Here is a 19,477-nt window from a genome sequence, read left to right as displayed (position 1 = left end):
CTTACTATCACGTACAGATCCTCTTGGCTTATTATCATCCTTTGTATTATTATTTGGCACTTGTTCGTTAATCACTTTCTTACCCTCCTTATACTTGTCTAAGATAGATAACATTTGCTAACCAATGCCGCTCCCATAAGTCACTATATTTTCTATTCATACTAATATATGTATTTATTCACTTACATATGAACAGAATATAGTGTATTATTTAATTAACATTGGTTTTTTCTTTACAATATAAGAGTTTGATTATAAAATAATATTAGCAACGATTGCTAATTAAAAATGACAATGAGTATAACAACTAATAATTGTTATATTCTCAAGAACAATACAAGGAGGCCCATACGTGAAAAACATTATTTATATTACTGGCCATAGAAATCCAGATACTGATTCTATTTGCTCTGCTATTGCTTATGCAGAGTTTAAAAATAAAATGGGGAAAATACCTGCAATTCCTATAAGACTCGGTGAAGTTAATAGCGAAACGGAATTTATTCTTAACTACTTTAATGTAGATCAGCCTGAGCTTATAACTACGGTTAAAACGCAAATTTCTGATTTAGATATAGACGTTGTAGCTCCAATTTCACCAGATATTTCTCTTAAAATGGCCTGGTCCATTATGAAAAAAAATGGCACTAAAACTCTACCCGTTATCGACGAACATGATCAATTAGCTGGTGTGGCATCAGTTTCGAATCTTGCTGCAAGCTATTTAGATGTTTGGGACAATACTATTCTTGCCAAAAGCAATACAACTCTTGATAATATTTTAGATACTCTATCAGCTAAATGCGTGTGCAAACCAAAAGATGCATTTGAAATAACTGGAAAAATTATTGTAGCTGCTATGCATCCAGAAAGCACAAAATCTGTAATTGAGGCTGATGATGTTGCCATATGTGGAGATAGAGAAGATACCCAGCTCTTAATAATTAATTGTAATGCTTCGCTTTTAATAATTACAGGAAACCATTCTCCAACAGATGAAGTTATTGAACTTGCAAAAACTAATAACTGTACAATAATAGTAACCCCTTTTGATACTTTTACAGCTTCTAGACTAATAACTCAAAGTATCCCCATCGATTATGTTATGAGCAAAAAAAATATTGTAAGCTTTAATACAGAAGATTTTATTGATGAAATAAAGCATATTATGATTGAGACTAGATACAGAAGTTATCCTGTTACTGATGAAAATAATAAAGTCATTGGAAGTATATCTAGATACCATTTAATATCAGAAAACAGAAAAAAAATCATACTTGTAGACCATAATGAAAAAGCCCAATCTGTATTAGGAATAGAAGATGCTGAAATACTAGAAATAATTGATCATCATAGAATTGCAGATGTGCAAACTGGCATGCCTATATATTTTAGAAATGAACCTGTAGGTAGCACTTCAACAATCGTAGCATCCATATTCTTTGATAATGGGATTAGGCCTTCAAAAAGCACTGCTGGTCTTCTATGTGCAGCAATAATTTCTGATACATTACTACTAAAATCTCCCACCTCTACACTAGTCGATGAACTTATTTTAAATAAATTAGCTCAAATTGCTAATTTAAATGTGGAAGAGTTTGCAAAAAAAATGTTTAAAGCCGGTACATCACTTGAGGGTAAAACCGCTCAAGAAATTTTTTACCAAGACTTTAAGACCTTTACCCTTAATACTTTTAAAATAGGAGTATCACAAGTTGGTACAATGTATATTGAAGGCTTTGACCCACTGAAAGATAGCATGATAGATTTAATGAATAAAAAAGCCAAAGAAGGTGGCTATGACTTGATTTTACTAATGCTAACTGATATATTAAATGGCGGTTCAGTATTAATAGCTACAGGGGAACATAAGGACATTATTTCAAAAGCCTTTGATGTTACTCTAACTGATAGCGGTGTATATATTCCTGGTATAGTTTCAAGAAAAAAACAAGTTATACCCCCTATTACAGCTGCCCTAAGTAAAATAAACAAATAAAAACAAAGCATATATTATTTATAATATATGCTTTGTTTTTATTTATATATATTATAATTCTAAAAATTCCCCTATAAAAATTGTAGAACTAAGAATACAGTAAAAACTATAAAACATATAGAATAACTTATACTTAAATAATCCTTAATGCATGCATCATCAACCTTGTCACTATAACCACCATAACTTTTCAGATAGTGCATGTCATTACCATTATAATGAAAATAAAAATTAACAGATTCTATATACGCGGCTAAAATATCAACATTTAGAATAGGTTTATTCCAAATATTATTAGCGTAATCTCCTTTAAAATCTATCTTTACTTTTTGGTTTCTAAAAACATAAATTATATATAAAAATATTTCTGCGATTATTGCTGGGATTATCGTAGCACATGTCAGCAATATACCTAGTATGTTCAATTCCTTGTCAAGGCTTATAATATAGAGTAAAGTAAATACAATAGCTGCGCCATTTCCTAGTATTAGAATATAAAATAAAGGCGCAATAAATCCGCATATAAGTGATCTAGATATAGTAGATATTGTGTCGTAAAAATGCTTTCTTTCAGTATTATTTAAACTTTTCCGCTCTGTATTACTTATATCTATTACCATAAACGCTGTTATAGCATTAAATACTTGATTGCTTTTTATAAAAGTAACGCCTGCCAGAAAAGTAATCCCACTATATATAGCTATTACTCCACATAAATATAAAAACTGCAGCATATATATACTCTTAATTTTTTCCTTCAACTTTACATTAATAAAACCAAACAACCCTTGCCTATCTACTCTCCATAGCAATATACTAATTAAACATCCAATTGTATATCCCATTCCCATTTTCATCCCTCCTATGATTATATGATAGTGTTAACACTATTTTTGTTTATCTATTTTAAACCCTGTTTTTTTCATAAGTTAGTTACCACTATCGATTATATTATTATGTACTTACTAATAATATATGAAGGGTTTGCTTTAATTAAAACCATTTTTTAATTATTTCTGGCAAGCAAAAATAAGACATACTATTAGAAGTACATCTTATACAAAAATAAATTTATTTGACCCGAAGGTTATTAGCCATTTGCCGGATTTGCTCAGCAGTTTTTAAAGTAGTAGATCTAAGTTAAAGCTCTCTTTGAGTTACAACACCATGTGAATCCACACTAAAATTGTCTTTTCTCATACTCTTAACTTCACCTTTAGTTTCTGCAAGTTCACGCTTCAAATTTTCCTGATCAACTGATATAACATCAGTTTTATGCTCTAAAGATCTCAATATTTGAGGAATAACCCCCAAATCTAATGGACATCAATAGCTATTTTATAGCGGCTAAAGCTTTAAAATCTAGTCGTGCAGCTGAATCTAATAAATAAGATGATATTTTTGCACCCTCTATTCTAAGTTCATTTAAATCACTAATTATTTCATTAGCAGTTCCTATGCCTATACCATGTCCAAAATAAATCCCATTACCTAGGTCTATAACATTTTCTCCTTGCCATTCAGGCCTTACTGGATCTACATCGGGGTTATTAAAGTATCTTCTATCCCCTGGGAAATAATCACTTTGCTTCTCTAAATAACCTGCACTCTCAAGGATTTTATCCATATAATGCCAATTCATTAATTGTATTTCTGGAAACAATTCATTGAAAAGTTTCTCAGAAAATATATTAAGCAATGCTTGATAATAAATAATGATTATTGCAGTGGCACATTCAGTACCATATTTTGAACTATTTATAGAAATATCCTCAATGGCTGCACTGGGAGTTATTCCCTTTTTTAATATAAACCCCCCTTCATCAGTACGATCCCAATAATCAAGATTACACATTGATTTACGAAAGGTTTTAAAGGACATATCACCTTCATTGAGTTTTTTAGCAGCAATAACAATATTATTTCGTAATTTTAACTCGAACTGTAATTGATCTAATGAATCATATTCATACTTTTCTTTACTTAAACCCATCTTTCTAATGATATCTTTCTCAATATTATTTGGTTTATATTCATTTATAAAAGTATCAGATTTATAAGTATTGTTGGAAATTATTATCATTTACTAACCTCCCTATATTCCTTATATTAAGAACAATAATTATAGATTACTAATCTCTTAAGCTAGCTTTTGCAATGCGTACTTGTTTATTTATGGAATGGTTAATCCATGATTTCCATAAATATATGCTTTCATGATGAATTCTAAGTGAGAATCTCGATAACAATAGCTTGTTGTTTTCATCTAAGTTGTTAAAATAACCTAATAAGTTCTTTTCTTTTGCAGTGTATGGTATGAGTGGTTTTTTAGTATAAAGTGATACCCGTCTGCACAGATATTTTGCATCTAAAACTACGATATAGGGTATTGGTTTACTGGTTCTTTGAAAACTTTCCCCAGTAAAATATAAAAACGGATAATTCTCTTTAAGCCAGTAAAAAAAAGCTTTATGTTGTTTACTACCTTCTCCCACATTCATATCTATGGAAGGTACAAAGTCTAGAAGTTTGCGTGCCAATTTAACATCGTTTACGTCATCTGAATCTAAATAATTTGCAATTAACATTAAGCTACAGGGCTCTCTTGCTTGGAAGAAAGCCCAAATTAGATCATGAGTAAAAAGACCTTCTCTATTTCTAAAAAAAATCATGTCTACTATAGTATGTAAAATCGTTTTATCCTTGTGGGTTTTTATTAAAAGTCTGGCAGTAAGATCTAAAAATTCATCATGCTGATTGCTTAACCCATGCTGAGCTATTCCTTTTTCAAACATATCTTTCAAATCAGAGTGAGAAATTTCTTTATGATTAGAATGTAGATATTCTATTTTTGAAGAAATTGAGGTGTTTACGCTATCTAAATACATATAATCTCCACCTTCATATTTTATTTTTGATTTTTATATAAATAAATGGCTACATCATATAGTATTATCAATGTAGCAATTATGTTAAAAGTATTATATTAAAATGATCAAAAAATATAAATAGATGGATTTATTTTTTAGAAATCACTACTATCCCAGCAGACTGTTGTACCCTTGATTGACTCATTACCATTGATAGTACACTTATATCCGTTAAAACGCCTCCCGTTAACTGTTCCTAAAATCTTAATTGTTGTATCTCGGCAATAGCCTAAGTCGTTCTATTGTGAATAAACTTTACAAATTTCTGTTTATCTTCTGTTAATTCATCATCAAATTTCTTCATTATTGAATTTATTATTTGATTTTTTGATGAATCAAAAGAAAATTCATCCACATTTTTTATTGGAAGTACATTTGGAGAGGTTCCGGAAATAAACAAACCCGTCAATGATTCAAGGTCCCTTTCATGGATGTTTTTTTCTTCAAACACGATATTTAACTTTTCGCAGGTTTTTATAACAAATTGTCTTGTAATGCCAGGTAATACATTTGCAACCTTTGATGTTACGACTGTTGAGCCTTCGACCATAAAAATATTAGATTTACTGCCCTCCGTAATAAATCCCTCATCATCCACTAAAATTGCTTCATATACGTCTTTACTATTTATTTGCTCATTTACTTTGTCTCTAAAAACACTATTAATAACTTTAGCATTTGGGTTACTTCGCTCTCCATGATAAGTAATAGTTTTTACGCCTTCCACGTACTGCTCTTTTGAAGGGTAAGAATGTGGCAAAAAATATAATAAAACCTTTTCATTAAAGTCATTTTTATTATTGCATTTCTCGTCGCTTGGGCTATAATTTATAACTAATTTTATATTTCCAACCTGAGCTTTATTCTTATATATTAGTTTAAGAATTTCATTTATAATTTCATCCCTAGTAATAGTTAAATTGTATTTCATAATTTTTGCGGAATCGTAAAGACGATCTAAGTGTTCCATAAGAAAAATGGGGATTCCGTCACTTATCCTTATAACTTCATATAATGATTTCCCTTTACTTCTATGGTAATTTTCAAATTCCTCACATTTTTTAATTTCCCCTCCGAATAAAAAATATGCATTTATACACTTATCCATATAAACCCCTCCTTGTTTTTTTGAAAGATAGATTAACTAATTGTATCTTATAATAATTAATATCAACCCATCACGAGTAATACTAATTTAAAGTAACCTCTATAAATATCCTACTACTTCCATTTTAAAATTTCAATCTTATCCTGTGTTTTTTTGAAGTTTATTAAATAAGGATGTCCCACTAAATTAAAAAGAGGTAAATCTGATAGAGAATCAGAAAACATATAGGAGTTTTCAAAATCAATTTCGATATTTTCTATCTTCAAGATTTCTTTTAGTCTCTTTACTTTTTCTTCCCCTTTGCAATTTTCTCCTGAAATTTTATTTCTATGTAAGCCATTCTCCTTAACGAACCTCGTCCCTATTACTTTATCCACTTCCTTTATATTATAGAATTCATTTAAATAGAATTCAGCAGATGCAGAAATTAAATAAATTTTGTATCCCTGTATCTTCATTTTTTTTATGGTATCTATAGCATCTTTATATAATATTTTGCTTAAACGTGTTTCATAAAATTCTTTGACTATCTTTTTCATTTCATTTTCTTCTATGCCATCAATAAATCTTATAAAGGTTTTTTTAGCTTTTGAAGCATCATATATCTTAAAAACGTAAAATATAGATGAAAATATACTTTTAGGCAGATATCTTATGAATTTAGGGTTCTTTTTTATCATAAAAAAATAGAATTCTACTAAAGTCTCGCGTTTTGTTAAAGTGTAATCCACATCAAAAATAGCTAATTTTTCTTTCATTATTTATCCTCCTTTAATCCTCTCCTGGGCCGCCGCAATATTACTTTTAAAGCAACAATATTAACATTATTACCATAAGATCGCTATTAATTCTTTTAAAAAAACTTAAAAAGAGCCGATGCATTTGCAACGACTCTTTTTAAGAATTACTTTTCGCTTTTAATCAATTCTTCATAATATGCAGTTACTTCTGCGAATTCTTCATCTTCAGGGATAACTAACTCACCTGTTTCTTCATCTCCAATTACTTTGAAAAGATATATTGAATCATCCTCAGGATTTTGAACTAGCGCAAATTCATTATCTTTATAAGTAAATCCATCTACTATTTCACAAGGAACTATGTTCCCATTTTCATCTTCTAAATCTACTGTTAAAGCTTCGCCCTCGCCACAACCACATCCACAACCTTCATTCTCGTCATGTTCGTGACCACCGCATCCACAGCCTTCATTCTCGTCATGTTCATGACCACCGCATCCACAACCTTTATTTTCTTGGTCCTGTTCGTGATCACCGCATCCGCATCCGCATGATGTTTTTTTATCTTCATTCATAATGTAGTACCTCCTACTTTGAGTATAGTTTAATTCTACCCTAAATGATAAAATAATAAAAGGGTTTTTTGAATTCTTTTTATTATTTTATTTAAAAGTAAAAGGAAGATGAAATTTAATCCATCTTCCTTTTACTTTATAATTTTAAATACTATTTTTCACTAGCAAGTTTTTTGTATCCTGCTAATCTTTCCTTAGCATCATTTTCTGTTTTAACAAATAATTCTTCTGCTACTTCTGGGAATGTTTTTGCTAGTGAAGAATATCTTACTTCACCCATTAAGTATTCTCTAAATGAAGTAGTTGGTTCTTTAGAGTCTAATATAAATGGATTCTTTCCTGCTTCTTTTAAAGTTGGATTAAATCTATACATAGCCCAGTATCCAGATTCAACAGCTCTCTTAGTTTCAAGTTGTGTACAACCCATTCCAACCTTAAGACCGTGATTGATACATGGAGCATAAGCAATTATAAGTGATGGTCCTTTATAAGCTTCTGCTTCTTTTATAGCTTTTAGTGTTTGAGCTTTATCAGCACCCATAGCTATTTGAGCAACATAAACGTATCCGTAAGTCATTGCCATCATACCTAAATCTTTTTTCTTAGTTCTCTTACCAGTTGCTGCAAACTTCGCAACAGCAGCAGTTGGAGTAGATTTTGATGATTGACCTCCTGTATTTGAATATACTTCTGTATCAAATACAAATATATTTACATCTTCACCAGATGCTAATACATGATCAACTCCACCAAATCCTATATCATAAGCCCAGCCATCTCCACCAAATATCCATTGAGATTTTTTAACTAAATGATCTCTCTTACTGAATATTTCTTTTAATGCTTCATTATTGTCTTTTTCAGCGTTTAATAATGGTAGCATTTTAGATGTTGCAGCTTTTGAACCCTCAGCATCTTCCTTATTTTCAATCCATTCATTAAGAACTGATTTTAATTCATCACTTGTTTTCATTGTTAATGCTTCTTTAGCTGACATTTCAACTTTATTTCTTAATTGGCTAGTTCCAAGGAACATTCCAAATCCAAATTCAGCATTATCTTCAAATAATGAGTTAGCCCAAGCTGGTCCCTTACCACATTTATTAACTGTGTATGGTGAAGCTGGTGAACTTCCTCCCCAAATTGAAGAACATCCTGTAGCGTTCGCAATGAGCATTCTATCTCCAAATAATTGAGTAATAAGTTTAGCATATGGTGTTTCTCCACATCCAGCACAAGCTCCGCTGAATTCCATTAATGGTTGCTCAAATTGGCTTCCCTTAACATTTGATGTTCCCATTGGATTTTCTTTCTTAGGTAAATTTATATTGAATTTCCAATTTGGCATTTTATCTACTTGAGACGCATATGGCTTCATGATTAAAGCTTTTTCTTTTGCAGGGCATACTTCTGCACAGTTACCACAGCCACTACAATCTTCATTACTTATACCTATTGAAAAATGTAGACCTTCAAAACCCTTACCTACACCTTTTTTACTTTCATAAGTCTTTGGAGCATTTTTAAGTTCTTCATCATTTGTTAAGAAAGGTCTTATTACAGCATGTGGACATACATACGCACATTGATTACATTGTATACATTTATCTACTTGCCATTCTGGTACATTAACAGCAATTCCTCTCTTCTCAAATGCAGCTGTTCCTGGCATTAGTGTTCCATCTTCTATTCCAACAAATGCACTAACTGGTAAAGAGTCTCCTTCTTGTCTGTTCATTACATCAGCAATATTTTTAACGAAATCTGGTCTAGCTTCTTCTGTTTCATTATTATCTTTAACAGTTTTCCAGCTCTCTGGAACATTAATTTTAACAACTGATTGAACACCTTTATCAATTGCTGCATTATTCATGTTAATAACTTTTTCGCCTTTTTTACCGTAAGATGTAATAACAGCTGCTTTAAGATACTTAACTGCATCTTCTACAGGGATAATGTCTGCAAGTTCAAAGAAAGCAGATTGCATTATCATGTTAACTCTTCCGCCAAGACCTATCTCTCCAGCTATTCCAACTGCATCAATAGTATTGAAGTTGATATTGTGATTAGCAATATATCTCTTCATTGAAGCTGGTAAATGTATTTCTAAATCTTCCATATTCCATATGCAATTTAATAGGAATGTTCCACCATCTTTAATTCCTTTTAAAACATCATATTTAGTTACATAAGCTTGATTACCACAAGCAACATAGTTTGCAGAACTAATTAAATATGTTGATTTTATAGCTTTCTTACCAAATCTTAAGTGAGAAATTGTTACTCCACCTGATTTTTTAGAATCATATGCAAAGTACGCTTGAGCAAACATATCTGTATGGTTTCCTATGATTTTTATTGCACTTTTGTTAGCTCCGACAGTACCATCTGATCCAAGGCCCCAGAATTTACATTCTTTAGTTCCTTCAGGTGTTGTTGTTATAGCTTCTCCAATTGTAAGTGATTTGTTAGTAACATCATCAACTATTCCTATAGTAAAGTTATTTACTGGAGACTCCGCTTTTAAAGCATCATATACAGCAACAATTTGAGCTGGAGTAGTATCTTTTGAACCGAGTCCATATCTTCCACCAACTATAACTGGTCTGTTTTCTTTATCAAAATAAGCACTTCTAACATCTTGGAATAATGGTTCTCCAATTGATCCTGGCTCTTTTGTTCTATCAAGTACTGATATTTTCTTAACTGTTTTAGGTATGTATTTAAAGAAATGATCTAATGAGAATGGTCTGAAAAGATGTACTTTAAGCACTCCAACCTTTTCTCCTTTTGCATTTAAATAATCTATAGTTTCTTCAATTGTTTCACAAACTGATCCCATTGCTATTATTATTCTATCTGCATCAGGTGCACCATAGTAATTAAATAAATGGTAGTCAGTTCCGATTAATGAATTTATTTTTCCCATACATGTTTCAACTTTTTCTGGAAGAACATCATAGAATGTGTTTGAAGCTTCTCTTCCTTGGAAATAAACGTCTGGATTTTGTGCTGTTCCACGAGTTACAGGATGTTCTGGATTCATTGCACTATTTCTAAATGCTTCTAGTGATTCTTTGTTTAACAAACTTCCTAGAGTTTCATAATCCCATGCCTCAATTTTTTGTATTTCATGAGAAGTTCTAAATCCATCAAAGAAGTTCACAAAAGGAATTTTCCCTTCGATAGCTGTTAAATGAGCAACTGGTGAAAGATCCATTACTTCTTGTACACTATTAGATGCAAGTAAAGCAAATCCAGTTTGTCTTGTAGCCATTACGTCTTGATGATCTCCAAAAATATTAAGTGCGTGAGTAGTTAATGCTCTAGCAGCTACATGGAATACTCCAGGTAAAAGTTCTCCTGCTATTTTATACATATTTGGGATCATTAATAATAATCCTTGAGAGCAAGTAAAAGTTGAAGTTAATGCTCCTGTTTGAAGTGAACCATGAACTGCTCCTGCAGCTCCCGCTTCTGATTGCATTTCCATCATTTTAACTTTTTGACCAAATACATTCTTTGTTCCTTTAGCTGCTAATTCATCACAATACTCTGCCATTGTTGAAGATGGTGTTATTGGGTAAATTGCTGCCACATCAGTATATGCATAGGCAACGTGTGCTGCTGCTGTATTCCCGTCCATAGTTTTCATTTTTCTCATTTAATAGGCCTTCTTTCTTAAATAATTTTATCAGAATTACAAATAAGCGTATTGTATTAAAAATAACTCTACACCTAAAATAATAACTTTCTAACAGGTTTTGTGCAAAACTAGCTAACACTCCTAAGCATTAGCTAGCCATGATAGGCTTTTATAATCTACATAATTTGCAAACTACCTCATTATTACATATTTCTGTAATAAAAAGTTACTTAGCTAACATTCTACCCATTTCTTCTGCTTTAACTAATTGTTCATTAGTAGGAGCTTCATTAACAGTTAAGCTTTGTATAACATTAAATTCATATTCTTTCATTAGACTTACCCATTTGTTCATAAATTCTCCATTATCCCATCCATAAGATCCAAATAAAGCTGTGACTTTATTATTAATTGGGATTAATTTAAACTTATCAATAAAAGGTTGCATCTCTAGTTGATCAATTCTATTATTATCCATTGATGGACTTCCAAACGCAACTGCATCTGCTCTAGTTACATCTTCAACTGTAGCTTCACTAGCTAATTTAACTAGAACCTCAGCCCCTGCATCTTTTGCACCTTTAGCAATGTGATTAGCTAAAACTTCAACGTTTCCACCATTGCTCAAATAAATTATTGTTAATTTTTTCATTACTATCACCCCATACTTTCATATTATTAGATAGTTTATATTACCCCTTAATTATACATCAAAATGAAAAATATTCAAGTTTTTTTGTTATAATTGGTGTATTCTTCTTTATTTTTTTCATACAATAATAAAACAACTGACTTCCACTAGCATCCTACTGTACGTTTACATATTAGAATATATCAATTTTAGCCATTAATTGTTATTTTTTTATCAATACTATAAGGTCTTACTCGTTATTCTAGCTTATATTTTTCTCCACTCTTAACAATTACAGACTCGTATCCTTTTAAATCTAATAATTCTTTAAAACTTTTTTGAGAATTTTCGTCACCATGTACAAGAAAAACCTGTTTAGGTTTTCCCTCAATATTTTTTATCCAATTAATTAAACCATTTCTATCTGCATGGCCAGAAAGGCTTTGCAAATTATATATTGACGCTGCAACCGAAATATCTTTCCCAAAAATTTTTACCATTTTATTCCCTTCTAAAATTTCACGACCCAAAGTACCCTCAGCTTGATATCCTACAAATACTATTGAGCTTTCGCTTCTCCATAAATTATGCTTTAAATGATGTTTTATTCTACCTGCATCACACATTCCGCTTGTAGATATTATTACTATCCCCCTTTGCATTTTATTTAATTCCATAGATTCTTCTGAGGAATGAGTAAATTTTAACCCCTCAAAATCCAGTATGTTAGTATCATGTTTTTCTAATTCCTTTGCCTCATCATCAAAAATTTCTCTGTTATTTTCAAATATTTTTGTCGCTTTTTCCGCAAGAGGACTATCCACATATACGTAGCAGTTTTTAACCAGCCCCTCTTCAATATACTTATTCAATGCATATAGAACCTCTTGGGTTCTACCTACTGCAAAAGATGGGATTATAACATTTCCTCCTCTATCGAAAGTTTTTTTTACTATATCTGATAATTCTTTCATTACATTTTCGAAATTATTATGCACTTTATCACCATAGGTTGTTTCCATAATTACATAGTCTGCAGCGCCAATAAATGTAGGATCATTTATAAGCGGTATGTTAAAATTACCCAAGTCACCACTATAAACAAGTTTAATATTTGAGCCTTCTTTCTCTTCCATTTGAAGCTCTATAATAGCTGACCCCAATAGATGCCCTGCATCCTTAAAGATAACTGTTAATCCATCGAAAGGTTTTATTTCTGCGTTATATGAATAACTTTTAAAGAGTTTTAAACATTCTTCTGCAATTTTGGAAGAATACAATGTTTCTTTAGGTTGTAACCCTCTTTCTTTGAGTTTTCTATTTTTCCACGCTACTTCCATCTCCTGAATATGACCACTATCTGTTAGCATCACCTGACATAATTCCATTGTAGCTTTTGTGCAAATTATTTCGCCTTTAAATCCCTTCCTATATAGTAAAGGAATTCTACCACTATGGTCTATGTGAGCATGAGATAATATAACTAAATCTATATCTTTCGGGTTAAATTGAAACTTTTCATTTTTTCCATGGTCTCCGTCTCTTCCTTGGTATAATCCACAATCCAATAAAATAGTTTTATTTCGCACTTTTATCAAATGACATGACCCTGTAACGCATTCTGCTGCTCCTAAACATTGAAGTTCCATCTTTTTTCTCCTTTATTTTACATTGTAAAAATATTTTATATTTATATAATAAGCAAAAACATATTCTTATAATTACAGTTTGCACTCTTTTTTGTTTTTTATATAAAAAATGTTGCTTTTTAAATAATATTTATGATTTTATTAAATAAAAAAAGATGAAGAAATTTTACTTTCTTCATCTTTTCCTATATTTTTCTATTAATTCTACTATTAAATCAATGCTTTTTTCAGTGTTGCTAGAATTCATTTTTTCAATATATTTATACCTACCATTATACAGTTCTTTAATTTTCATTTCTAAATTTTCAGGCGTTAACTCCTCGTCTTGAATAACCATACTATAACCGCTTTTTTCAAAAGATTTTGCATTAAGTATTTGATCGCCACGGCTAGCCTTAGCTGATAATGGAATTAATAAATTAGGTTTTCTAAGTGCTAAGAGTTCAAAAATGACATTTGCTCCTGCTCTAGAGACTACAATATCTGCACTAGCTAATAAATGAGGCAATTCATCCGTCGTGTATTCAAACTGCTTATAACCATTTTTACTTTGGAGTGATTTTTCAAAATTACCACTTCCACAGATATGAATAATATTATACTCCAAAATTAATTTTTCAAGCATTGACCTCACCACTTCATTTATAACTTTAGAGCCTAAACTACCACCAATAATCATTAATGTTGGCTTTTTATTTTTAAATCCGCATATTTCGTTCCCTTTTATTTTACTTCCTTCGAACAATTCGTATCTTATAGGATTACCAGTTATTACCCCTTTCCCATTTTTTATTTCATTTAATGCTTCTGGAAAAGTTACACATACTTTTGTGCAGTAAGGAGCTACTAATTTATTAGCAAGTCCTGGTGTAATATCACATTCATGAGCAATTACAGGTACTTTATTAAAAAATGCAGCAAGCACTACAGGTACGGAAACAAATCCGCCTTTAGAGAAAACAATATCCGGTTTTTGTGTTTTTATTATTTTTTTTGCTTCAAATATACCCTTAATTACTTTTAAAGGATCTGTAAAGTTTTTCACATCAAAATATCTTCGGAGTTTCCCGCTAGATATAGGATAATACTTTATATTTTCACTCTCTATTATCTTTCTTTCAATACCTTCTTTTGTACCAATATATTCAACTTCATAACCTAGCATTTTAAGTTTTGGTATAAGTGCAAGATTTGGTGTTACATGTCCTGCTGAACCGCCACCGGTCATTATTATTTTGTGTTTTTCCACTTTAACACCCCTTCTAAAAAACATACTTTATGCAGTATGTACTAAATCATTATATACCAATTAGACTAAAAAGTTTAGTATTTATTAAAAATCATCTTATCCATAATTTGCTAAAGGGTTTATAATTTTCAAAATCACCCTTCAATTCACTAATATAAAAATCGAATATAGGGATAAACTACTATCATAAAGTAATTACAAAAAAAAAGGAGGGAATTTATTATGGCAAACAGAAATTTGGTACCACAAGCAAAAGCAGGTTTAAACAAATTTAAAATGGAAGCTGCTCAGGAAGTTGGTGTTAATCTAACAGAAGGTTACAACGGAGATCTTACTTCTAGACAAAATGGATCTGTTGGCGGACAAATGGTTAAAAAGATGGTAGAACAATACGAAAAGAACTTATAATAAGAAACACTATGTCAGTAAAAAAATAAAATATAGAAGGAGTGATTTATAAATGTCAAACAAAACATTAGTACCACAGGCTAAAGCAGGTTTAAACAAATTTAAAATGGAAGCTGCTCAAGAAGTTGGAGTTAATTTAACAGAGGGTTACAACGGAGATCTTACTTCTAGACAAAATGGATCTGTTGGTGGACAAATGGTTAAAAAAATGGTAGAACAATACGAAAAAAACTTATAATTTAAAATTCTAAATTGTTAAGAGGTATATGCTAGTTATATGCCTCTTAACTTTGCTATTTTGACCTAAGTTGTATAAATATATGTACTCTTTATTTAAATACATTGAAGTAAAATCCAACTTAATTACATGTAATTATATGCATGTTATTAAAATATTTCATATGCTAACAGGTATTAATTTAAAATGTTGTACTTACCTTATTTCCCTTAAGTATTCTATTATATTTTATAAATTTCTGCACAAGATACTATCATAACAAAAATAAAATATAAAAGGAGTGATTAACAAATGTCAAACAGAAAGTTAGTACCTGAAGCTAAAGCTGGATTAAATTCATTTAAAATGGAAACTGCAAAAGAGTTAGGAGTAAATTTTACTGATTATAATGGAAACTTAACTTCTAGAGAATGCGGTTCTGTTGGTGGAGAGATGGTAAAAAAAATGGTAGAGCAATATGAGAAAAATTTATAATTTAAAAATAATATGATAAAAGTACATAGACCAAGGTCTATGTACCTTTATTTAACGAAGGCTTCAGCTCTGCCGGAGATAACATCTCTGAAAGAGATGATAGCTCATTAGGCGATTAGCTTGAAAAAGATGCAGCTCCGTAGGAAATAATTTAACTAAGTTTAAATTCTAAGATTTTTAATTGAATAGATTTATATCCGTTATATTCATTAATTTGAGGTGAAAAAATTAAATCTATTTTCATTCCTTTTGGGCTCTTAAGATAGTTCATATATTCTTCTCCATATTTATCTTTTAGCATTTCTATAAATTCTTCCACTCTATTAAAACATATTCCATTAATTGTTTTATTTACACCGGGCATTACGCATTTTATTTTTAATGTATTTGCATTTTTACCTAATATATCTATTTTTAAAACAGGAATATTTTTTTCTGCAAGTAATGGGGTTGAATTTCCTTTACCAAAAGGCTCTAAAATTTCTAATTCATGAATCATCTCATAATTTATTTTGTTTAATGGCATTCGCTGGTCTATTCGTACCTTAGGTACAATATCATCATTGGTTAACTTGCAAAGAGAATTTAATTTCCACCTCAATTTTTCTATATTTTCTTCTTTTATAGATAAACCCGCAGCCATTGGATGACCCCCGAATTTTTCAAGTAACTCTCCGCAATTTATTAATTCCTCAAATAAATTGTATTCATCAATAGATCTTGCTGAACCTTTTGGGTTCTCTTTTCCTTTAGTTAAAATTATTGTTGGTACATTGAAAGTTTCCCTAACACGGCCTGCTACAATTCCTGCGATGCTCTCATGAATAGTATCTTTATAAATTACTAACACTTTGTCATTTTTAAAAGTGGAGTGATGTATAAGTTCTATTACCTCTTCCACATTTTCGGTTGTCATCTCTTGTCTTTTTTTATTAAGTTCAAATAATGTTTTAGCTAGTTCTTTTGCTCTAGTCTCTTCTTCGCATAGAAGTAATTCTACTGAAATCGCTGCCGATTCTAACCTTCCAGTAGCATTTATACATGGTCCTATTTGAAACCCAACATGATAACATTTTATCTCTTTATCATTAATGCTTAAAATTTCCTTTAAACATTTTAGCCCAAGATTTTTTGTATTTGTTAACATAACTAAAGCATTTTTAGCAATTATTCTATTTTCAGAAATTAAATCTACCACATCACAAATAGTACCTATTCCTGCTATTTCTATAAATTCCTTTACATATTCCTTATTAATTCCAAGTTTTATATATAGTGCTTGTACAAATTTAAAAGCAATACCTGCACCACACAATTGTTTAAATGGGTAATTACATTCCTTTTGCTTTGGATTAATAATAGCATCTGCTGGTGGAACCTTGAAAGTTCGAATGCCCTTATCATCTTCTTCAAATGATAATTCATGGTGATCAGTTATTATGACAATCATTCCTAGTTCCTTTGCCAATTTAACCTGCTCAGTAGCTGCGATTCCATTATCGCAAGTTATAATCACTTCAAAACCTTGCTCATTTAGTTTTCTTATCCTATCAATATTTATTCCATAACCTTCATGTTCCCTATCCGGAACATAGTATTCTACATTTGCGCCACAATATTTTAATGCCTTATACATTATAACAGTACTAGTAACACCATCCGCATCATAATCACCATATACTACAATTTTTTCATTGTTTTCAATTGCTAATTTAATTAAATCTGTAGCTTTCCCCATATCTTTCATTAAAAATGGGTCATACAAATCCTCTATACTTGCTCTCATAAATTTTTTTATGTCTATTTCATTATTAACCCCCCTGTTAATTAGAATCTTAGCTATAACCTCACTTACACCTGAACTTTTAGCTATTGAACTAATGTCTTTAGAAGTATTCCTTATCAACCACTTTTTTCCCATATTTATTTCCCACTTTCCTTCTGAAATGTAGTTAAAACCTGTATAGTAGCATTCACTAAAACTTTGTTAATTACTCTCACTATTTCTTCATCCACAATGTTTCTCATACCATCAAATTCCGAGAAAATTTGTGAACTGTCTCCATACATAATTTCATATACACATAAATTTACACTAGTTTGAATAGATTTTTCAAGGGCTATCATTCTTCTTAATTTGTAACTTTTGCATAGCTTTAAAATACACTGCTTATCAAAAAAATTCCTAAGATCTTTAACTTTTTCAATTTCATCATTAATAATTCCTATGGTCTTTTTAACATTTTCACATGAAGTTCCAAGGGTTATTGTGAAAAGTTTTATTCCTGTTTCATTTTTTATTTTGCTACTTATATCATATACAAGCCCTCTTTTAGTCCTAATTTCATCATACAAAATACTGCTTGTACCTTCTCCAAAAGCTAAGCTAAATAGCTTTAAAGCACTAATTTCTCTCTGGTTTAAATCATGTATTGGAAAACAATATTGGATTTTTGCACCTTGCAAGTCATCTCTATATTGAAAATAGGTGCCTGGCTTATTAATTTCATATAGACACCCTTTATCCCTTTCCAAATGGTCATTCCCACTAGATAATTTAGGATTTAAATTACCCATATACTTCTCCACTATCTCTGAAACCTTTTTAATGCCCATGGAAGATATTACACTTACTACGCAATTATCCGAGGTGTAATGCCTCTCATAAAAATCTTTGATTTGCTTAATGGTTATAGCACGGATGCTTACCTCTGTACCTATAATTAAATTCTTTATTCTTCGCTTTTCAAACCCATTATAGAGCATGGAATCTTCGCAAAACTGGTACGAATCATCTTTCCATTCTTTTAGTTCAGCGCTGATCACTTCTATTTCTTCTTTGAACCCATGCACTTTAAATGAAGGATTCAAAAGAATATCAGAGTAAATTTCAAACCCCTTTTCAAAATCTTCATCTAATGTGGTTCCGTAATATACTGCGTAGGGATAATTAGTCATCGCATTACAAAACCCAAAGGTTTCATCACATAATTTGTTTATTTCATATTCCGTGCGAGAAGCCGTCCCCTTAAAAAGCATATGCTCTACCACGTGAGCAATTCCTAAATATTCACTTTTCTCTTGATTTGCCCCTGCATTAAACCCTATTGTAAATGAAGTTAAATTATTTTCCGCTTTCTTGTACAATAACTTTATTCCATTTTCAAATATTACTTTTTCCATACATCCACTTTCCTTCTTTTATTTGTTTTTAAAATATTTTCCTTTTATTTTGTTTTCTTTTGTTGTACACTAATGTGTATGAGTGCATCATAATATTCTTTTCATAAAAAGGGTGGTGACTAATTTCTTAACATATTTTATTTAAGAATAAAGTTCTATGAATAATAAAAATAAAACACTGCAGTCCTTATCTCAATTTATAAATTATACTTTAGTTGGTGCTACTAACATTATAATAGAAATTATAATACTAAATATTCTTTCATTTACCACAGGCATAACGCATGGAAAAATATTGTTTGTTTTTAACATAATCGCATTCTCAGTTTATTCAATTTCTAGTTATAAATTAAATAAGAAGTTCACCTTTAAAGAAACTCCGCAGCAAAAAGGCTACCTTCAATATGCATCTGTACTATTTTTTAGTATGATTTTAAACAGCTCTATGTTAGTGCTATTAACAAGTAGGAATCCTTTAATTTCTCTTCTGCATTACCATAGTAATATAATACACTTAAACCACTTGTGGTTTAACATATGTATCCTAATAGATTCTACCATTATAGGCCTACTTGGTTTTTTAATTAACAAGTTTTTTGTTTTTAATAAAAAGAAGACATGCTAAAATTAACTTTTATTGCATGTCT

The 19,477-nt window shown here is 30.6% G+C and carries 18 protein-coding genes; 5 read left to right on the top strand and 13 right to left on the bottom strand.

Annotated elements, in window-relative coordinates:
* Positions 1–352 precede the first annotated feature (352 nt).
* Positions 353–1,999, top strand: a complete 1,647-nt coding sequence (locus tag ACWJJ2_RS01345) for a putative manganese-dependent inorganic diphosphatase (RefSeq protein ID WP_216302470.1) — start codon at positions 353–355, stop codon at positions 1,997–1,999.
* A gap of 71 nt (positions 2,000–2,070) precedes the next feature.
* On the opposite strand, the gene ACWJJ2_RS01340 is transcribed toward ACWJJ2_RS01345, so the two are convergent.
* The 11 genes from ACWJJ2_RS01340 to ACWJJ2_RS01290 all read right to left on the bottom strand — a co-directional run bounded on the left by ACWJJ2_RS01340 (position 2,071) and on the right by ACWJJ2_RS01290 (position 14,527).
* The gene (locus ACWJJ2_RS01340) at positions 2,071–2,850 is read right to left on the bottom strand and encodes a hypothetical protein (RefSeq protein WP_216302469.1); all 780 of its coding nucleotides are present in this window, start codon (positions 2,848–2,850) and stop codon (positions 2,071–2,073) included.
* Positions 2,851–3,139: 289 nt separating this feature from the next.
* A complete protein-coding gene (locus ACWJJ2_RS01335) occupies positions 3,140–3,292 on the bottom strand; it encodes a hypothetical protein (protein ID WP_216302468.1) in 153 nt (50 codons plus the stop codon).
* A 40-nt stretch (positions 3,293–3,332) separates the two neighbouring features.
* Positions 3,333–4,082: a protein-glutamine gamma-glutamyltransferase gene (locus ACWJJ2_RS01330; protein WP_462953738.1), complete on the bottom strand. Its 750-nt coding sequence runs from the start codon at positions 4,080–4,082 to the stop codon at positions 3,333–3,335.
* 49 nt (positions 4,083–4,131) lie between these two features.
* Positions 4,132–4,887, bottom strand: coding sequence for a hypothetical protein (locus ACWJJ2_RS01325; RefSeq protein WP_216302466.1), 756 nt, complete (start codon positions 4,885–4,887; stop codon positions 4,132–4,134).
* Positions 4,888–5,158: 271 nt separating this feature from the next.
* Positions 5,159–6,037: an aminotransferase class IV gene (locus tag ACWJJ2_RS01320; protein ID WP_216302465.1), complete on the bottom strand. Its 879-nt coding sequence runs from the start codon at positions 6,035–6,037 to the stop codon at positions 5,159–5,161.
* Between the two features lie 113 nt (positions 6,038–6,150).
* The gene (locus tag ACWJJ2_RS01315; protein ID WP_216302464.1) at positions 6,151–6,795 is read right to left on the bottom strand and encodes an HAD-IB family hydrolase; all 645 of its coding nucleotides are present in this window, start codon (positions 6,793–6,795) and stop codon (positions 6,151–6,153) included.
* A gap of 146 nt (positions 6,796–6,941) precedes the next feature.
* The gene (locus ACWJJ2_RS01310) at positions 6,942–7,352 is read right to left on the bottom strand and encodes a DUF1292 domain-containing protein (protein WP_165412130.1); all 411 of its coding nucleotides are present in this window, start codon (positions 7,350–7,352) and stop codon (positions 6,942–6,944) included.
* A gap of 151 nt (positions 7,353–7,503) precedes the next feature.
* The gene (gene nifJ / locus ACWJJ2_RS01305; RefSeq protein ID WP_220285942.1) at positions 7,504–11,016 is read right to left on the bottom strand and encodes a pyruvate:ferredoxin (flavodoxin) oxidoreductase; all 3,513 of its coding nucleotides are present in this window, start codon (positions 11,014–11,016) and stop codon (positions 7,504–7,506) included.
* A gap of 208 nt (positions 11,017–11,224) precedes the next feature.
* A complete protein-coding gene (locus ACWJJ2_RS01300; protein ID WP_216302462.1) occupies positions 11,225–11,650 on the bottom strand; it encodes a flavodoxin in 426 nt (141 codons plus the stop codon).
* A gap of 236 nt (positions 11,651–11,886) precedes the next feature.
* Entirely contained in the window at positions 11,887–13,278 is a 1,392-nt protein-coding gene (locus tag ACWJJ2_RS01295; protein WP_216302461.1) for an MBL fold metallo-hydrolase RNA specificity domain-containing protein, read from the bottom strand.
* Between the two features lie 175 nt (positions 13,279–13,453).
* Positions 13,454–14,527, bottom strand: coding sequence for an undecaprenyldiphospho-muramoylpentapeptide beta-N-acetylglucosaminyltransferase (locus tag ACWJJ2_RS01290; protein ID WP_220285943.1), 1,074 nt, complete (start codon positions 14,525–14,527; stop codon positions 13,454–13,456).
* A gap of 222 nt (positions 14,528–14,749) precedes the next feature.
* Here ACWJJ2_RS01290 and ACWJJ2_RS01285 point away from each other — a divergent pair, with 222 nt between their 5' ends.
* The 3 genes from ACWJJ2_RS01285 (at position 14,750) to ACWJJ2_RS01275 (ending at position 15,647) form a co-directional block, all read left to right on the top strand.
* A complete protein-coding gene (locus tag ACWJJ2_RS01285) occupies positions 14,750–14,935 on the top strand; it encodes an alpha/beta-type small acid-soluble spore protein (RefSeq protein ID WP_165412135.1) in 186 nt (61 codons plus the stop codon).
* 52 nt (positions 14,936–14,987) lie between these two features.
* A complete protein-coding gene (locus ACWJJ2_RS01280; RefSeq protein WP_165412136.1) occupies positions 14,988–15,173 on the top strand; it encodes an alpha/beta-type small acid-soluble spore protein in 186 nt (61 codons plus the stop codon).
* A gap of 291 nt (positions 15,174–15,464) precedes the next feature.
* The gene (locus tag ACWJJ2_RS01275; protein WP_165412137.1) at positions 15,465–15,647 is read left to right on the top strand and encodes an alpha/beta-type small acid-soluble spore protein; all 183 of its coding nucleotides are present in this window, start codon (positions 15,465–15,467) and stop codon (positions 15,645–15,647) included.
* Positions 15,648–15,798: 151 nt separating this feature from the next.
* Here ACWJJ2_RS01275 and recJ read toward each other — a convergent pair whose 3' ends face one another.
* Positions 15,799–17,568: a single-stranded-DNA-specific exonuclease RecJ gene (recJ, locus tag ACWJJ2_RS01270; RefSeq protein ID WP_462953737.1), complete on the bottom strand. Its 1,770-nt coding sequence runs from the start codon at positions 17,566–17,568 to the stop codon at positions 15,799–15,801.
* Positions 17,569–17,570: 2 nt separating this feature from the next.
* Positions 17,571–18,830: a M16 family metallopeptidase gene (locus tag ACWJJ2_RS01265; RefSeq protein ID WP_216303994.1), complete on the bottom strand. Its 1,260-nt coding sequence runs from the start codon at positions 18,828–18,830 to the stop codon at positions 17,571–17,573.
* A gap of 157 nt (positions 18,831–18,987) precedes the next feature.
* Between ACWJJ2_RS01265 and ACWJJ2_RS01260 the strand changes: the two genes are divergently transcribed.
* On the top strand, positions 18,988–19,455 hold the full coding sequence (locus ACWJJ2_RS01260) for a GtrA family protein (RefSeq protein WP_165412140.1): 468 nt from the start codon (positions 18,988–18,990) through the stop codon (positions 19,453–19,455).
* The last annotated feature ends 22 nt before the right edge of the window (positions 19,456–19,477 follow it).

Source organism: Clostridium sp. CM039 (assembly GCF_055081075.1).
This window is presented reverse-complemented; position numbering and strand designations above follow the sequence as displayed.

Coding starts and splice junctions, on each gene's coding strand:
- ACWJJ2_RS01330 (WP_462953738.1), bottom strand. CDS start 4,082: ATGATAATAATTTCCAACAATACTTATAAATCTGATACTTTTATAAAT.
- ACWJJ2_RS01300 (WP_216302462.1), bottom strand. CDS start 11,650: ATGAAAAAATTAACAATAATTTATTTGAGCAATGGTGGAAACGTTGAA.
- recJ (WP_462953737.1), bottom strand. CDS start 17,568: ATGGGAAAAAAGTGGTTGATAAGGAATACTTCTAAAGACATTAGTTCA.
- ACWJJ2_RS01295 (WP_216302461.1), bottom strand. CDS start 13,278: ATGGAACTTCAATGTTTAGGAGCAGCAGAATGCGTTACAGGGTCATGT.
- ACWJJ2_RS01265 (WP_216303994.1), bottom strand. CDS start 18,830: ATGGAAAAAGTAATATTTGAAAATGGAATAAAGTTATTGTACAAGAAA.
- nifJ (WP_220285942.1), bottom strand. CDS start 11,016: ATGAGAAAAATGAAAACTATGGACGGGAATACAGCAGCAGCACACGTT.
- ACWJJ2_RS01260 (WP_165412140.1), top strand. CDS start 18,988: ATGAATAATAAAAATAAAACACTGCAGTCCTTATCTCAATTTATAAAT.
- ACWJJ2_RS01315 (WP_216302464.1), bottom strand. CDS start 6,795: ATGAAAGAAAAATTAGCTATTTTTGATGTGGATTACACTTTAACAAAA.
- ACWJJ2_RS01275 (WP_165412137.1), top strand. CDS start 15,465: ATGTCAAACAGAAAGTTAGTACCTGAAGCTAAAGCTGGATTAAATTCA.
- ACWJJ2_RS01310 (WP_165412130.1), bottom strand. CDS start 7,352: ATGAATGAAGATAAAAAAACATCATGCGGATGCGGATGCGGTGATCAC.
- ACWJJ2_RS01285 (WP_165412135.1), top strand. CDS start 14,750: ATGGCAAACAGAAATTTGGTACCACAAGCAAAAGCAGGTTTAAACAAA.
- ACWJJ2_RS01280 (WP_165412136.1), top strand. CDS start 14,988: ATGTCAAACAAAACATTAGTACCACAGGCTAAAGCAGGTTTAAACAAA.
- ACWJJ2_RS01320 (WP_216302465.1), bottom strand. CDS start 6,037: ATGGATAAGTGTATAAATGCATATTTTTTATTCGGAGGGGAAATTAAA.
- ACWJJ2_RS01325 (WP_216302466.1), bottom strand. CDS start 4,887: ATGTATTTAGATAGCGTAAACACCTCAATTTCTTCAAAAATAGAATAT.
- ACWJJ2_RS01340 (WP_216302469.1), bottom strand. CDS start 2,850: ATGGGAATGGGATATACAATTGGATGTTTAATTAGTATATTGCTATGG.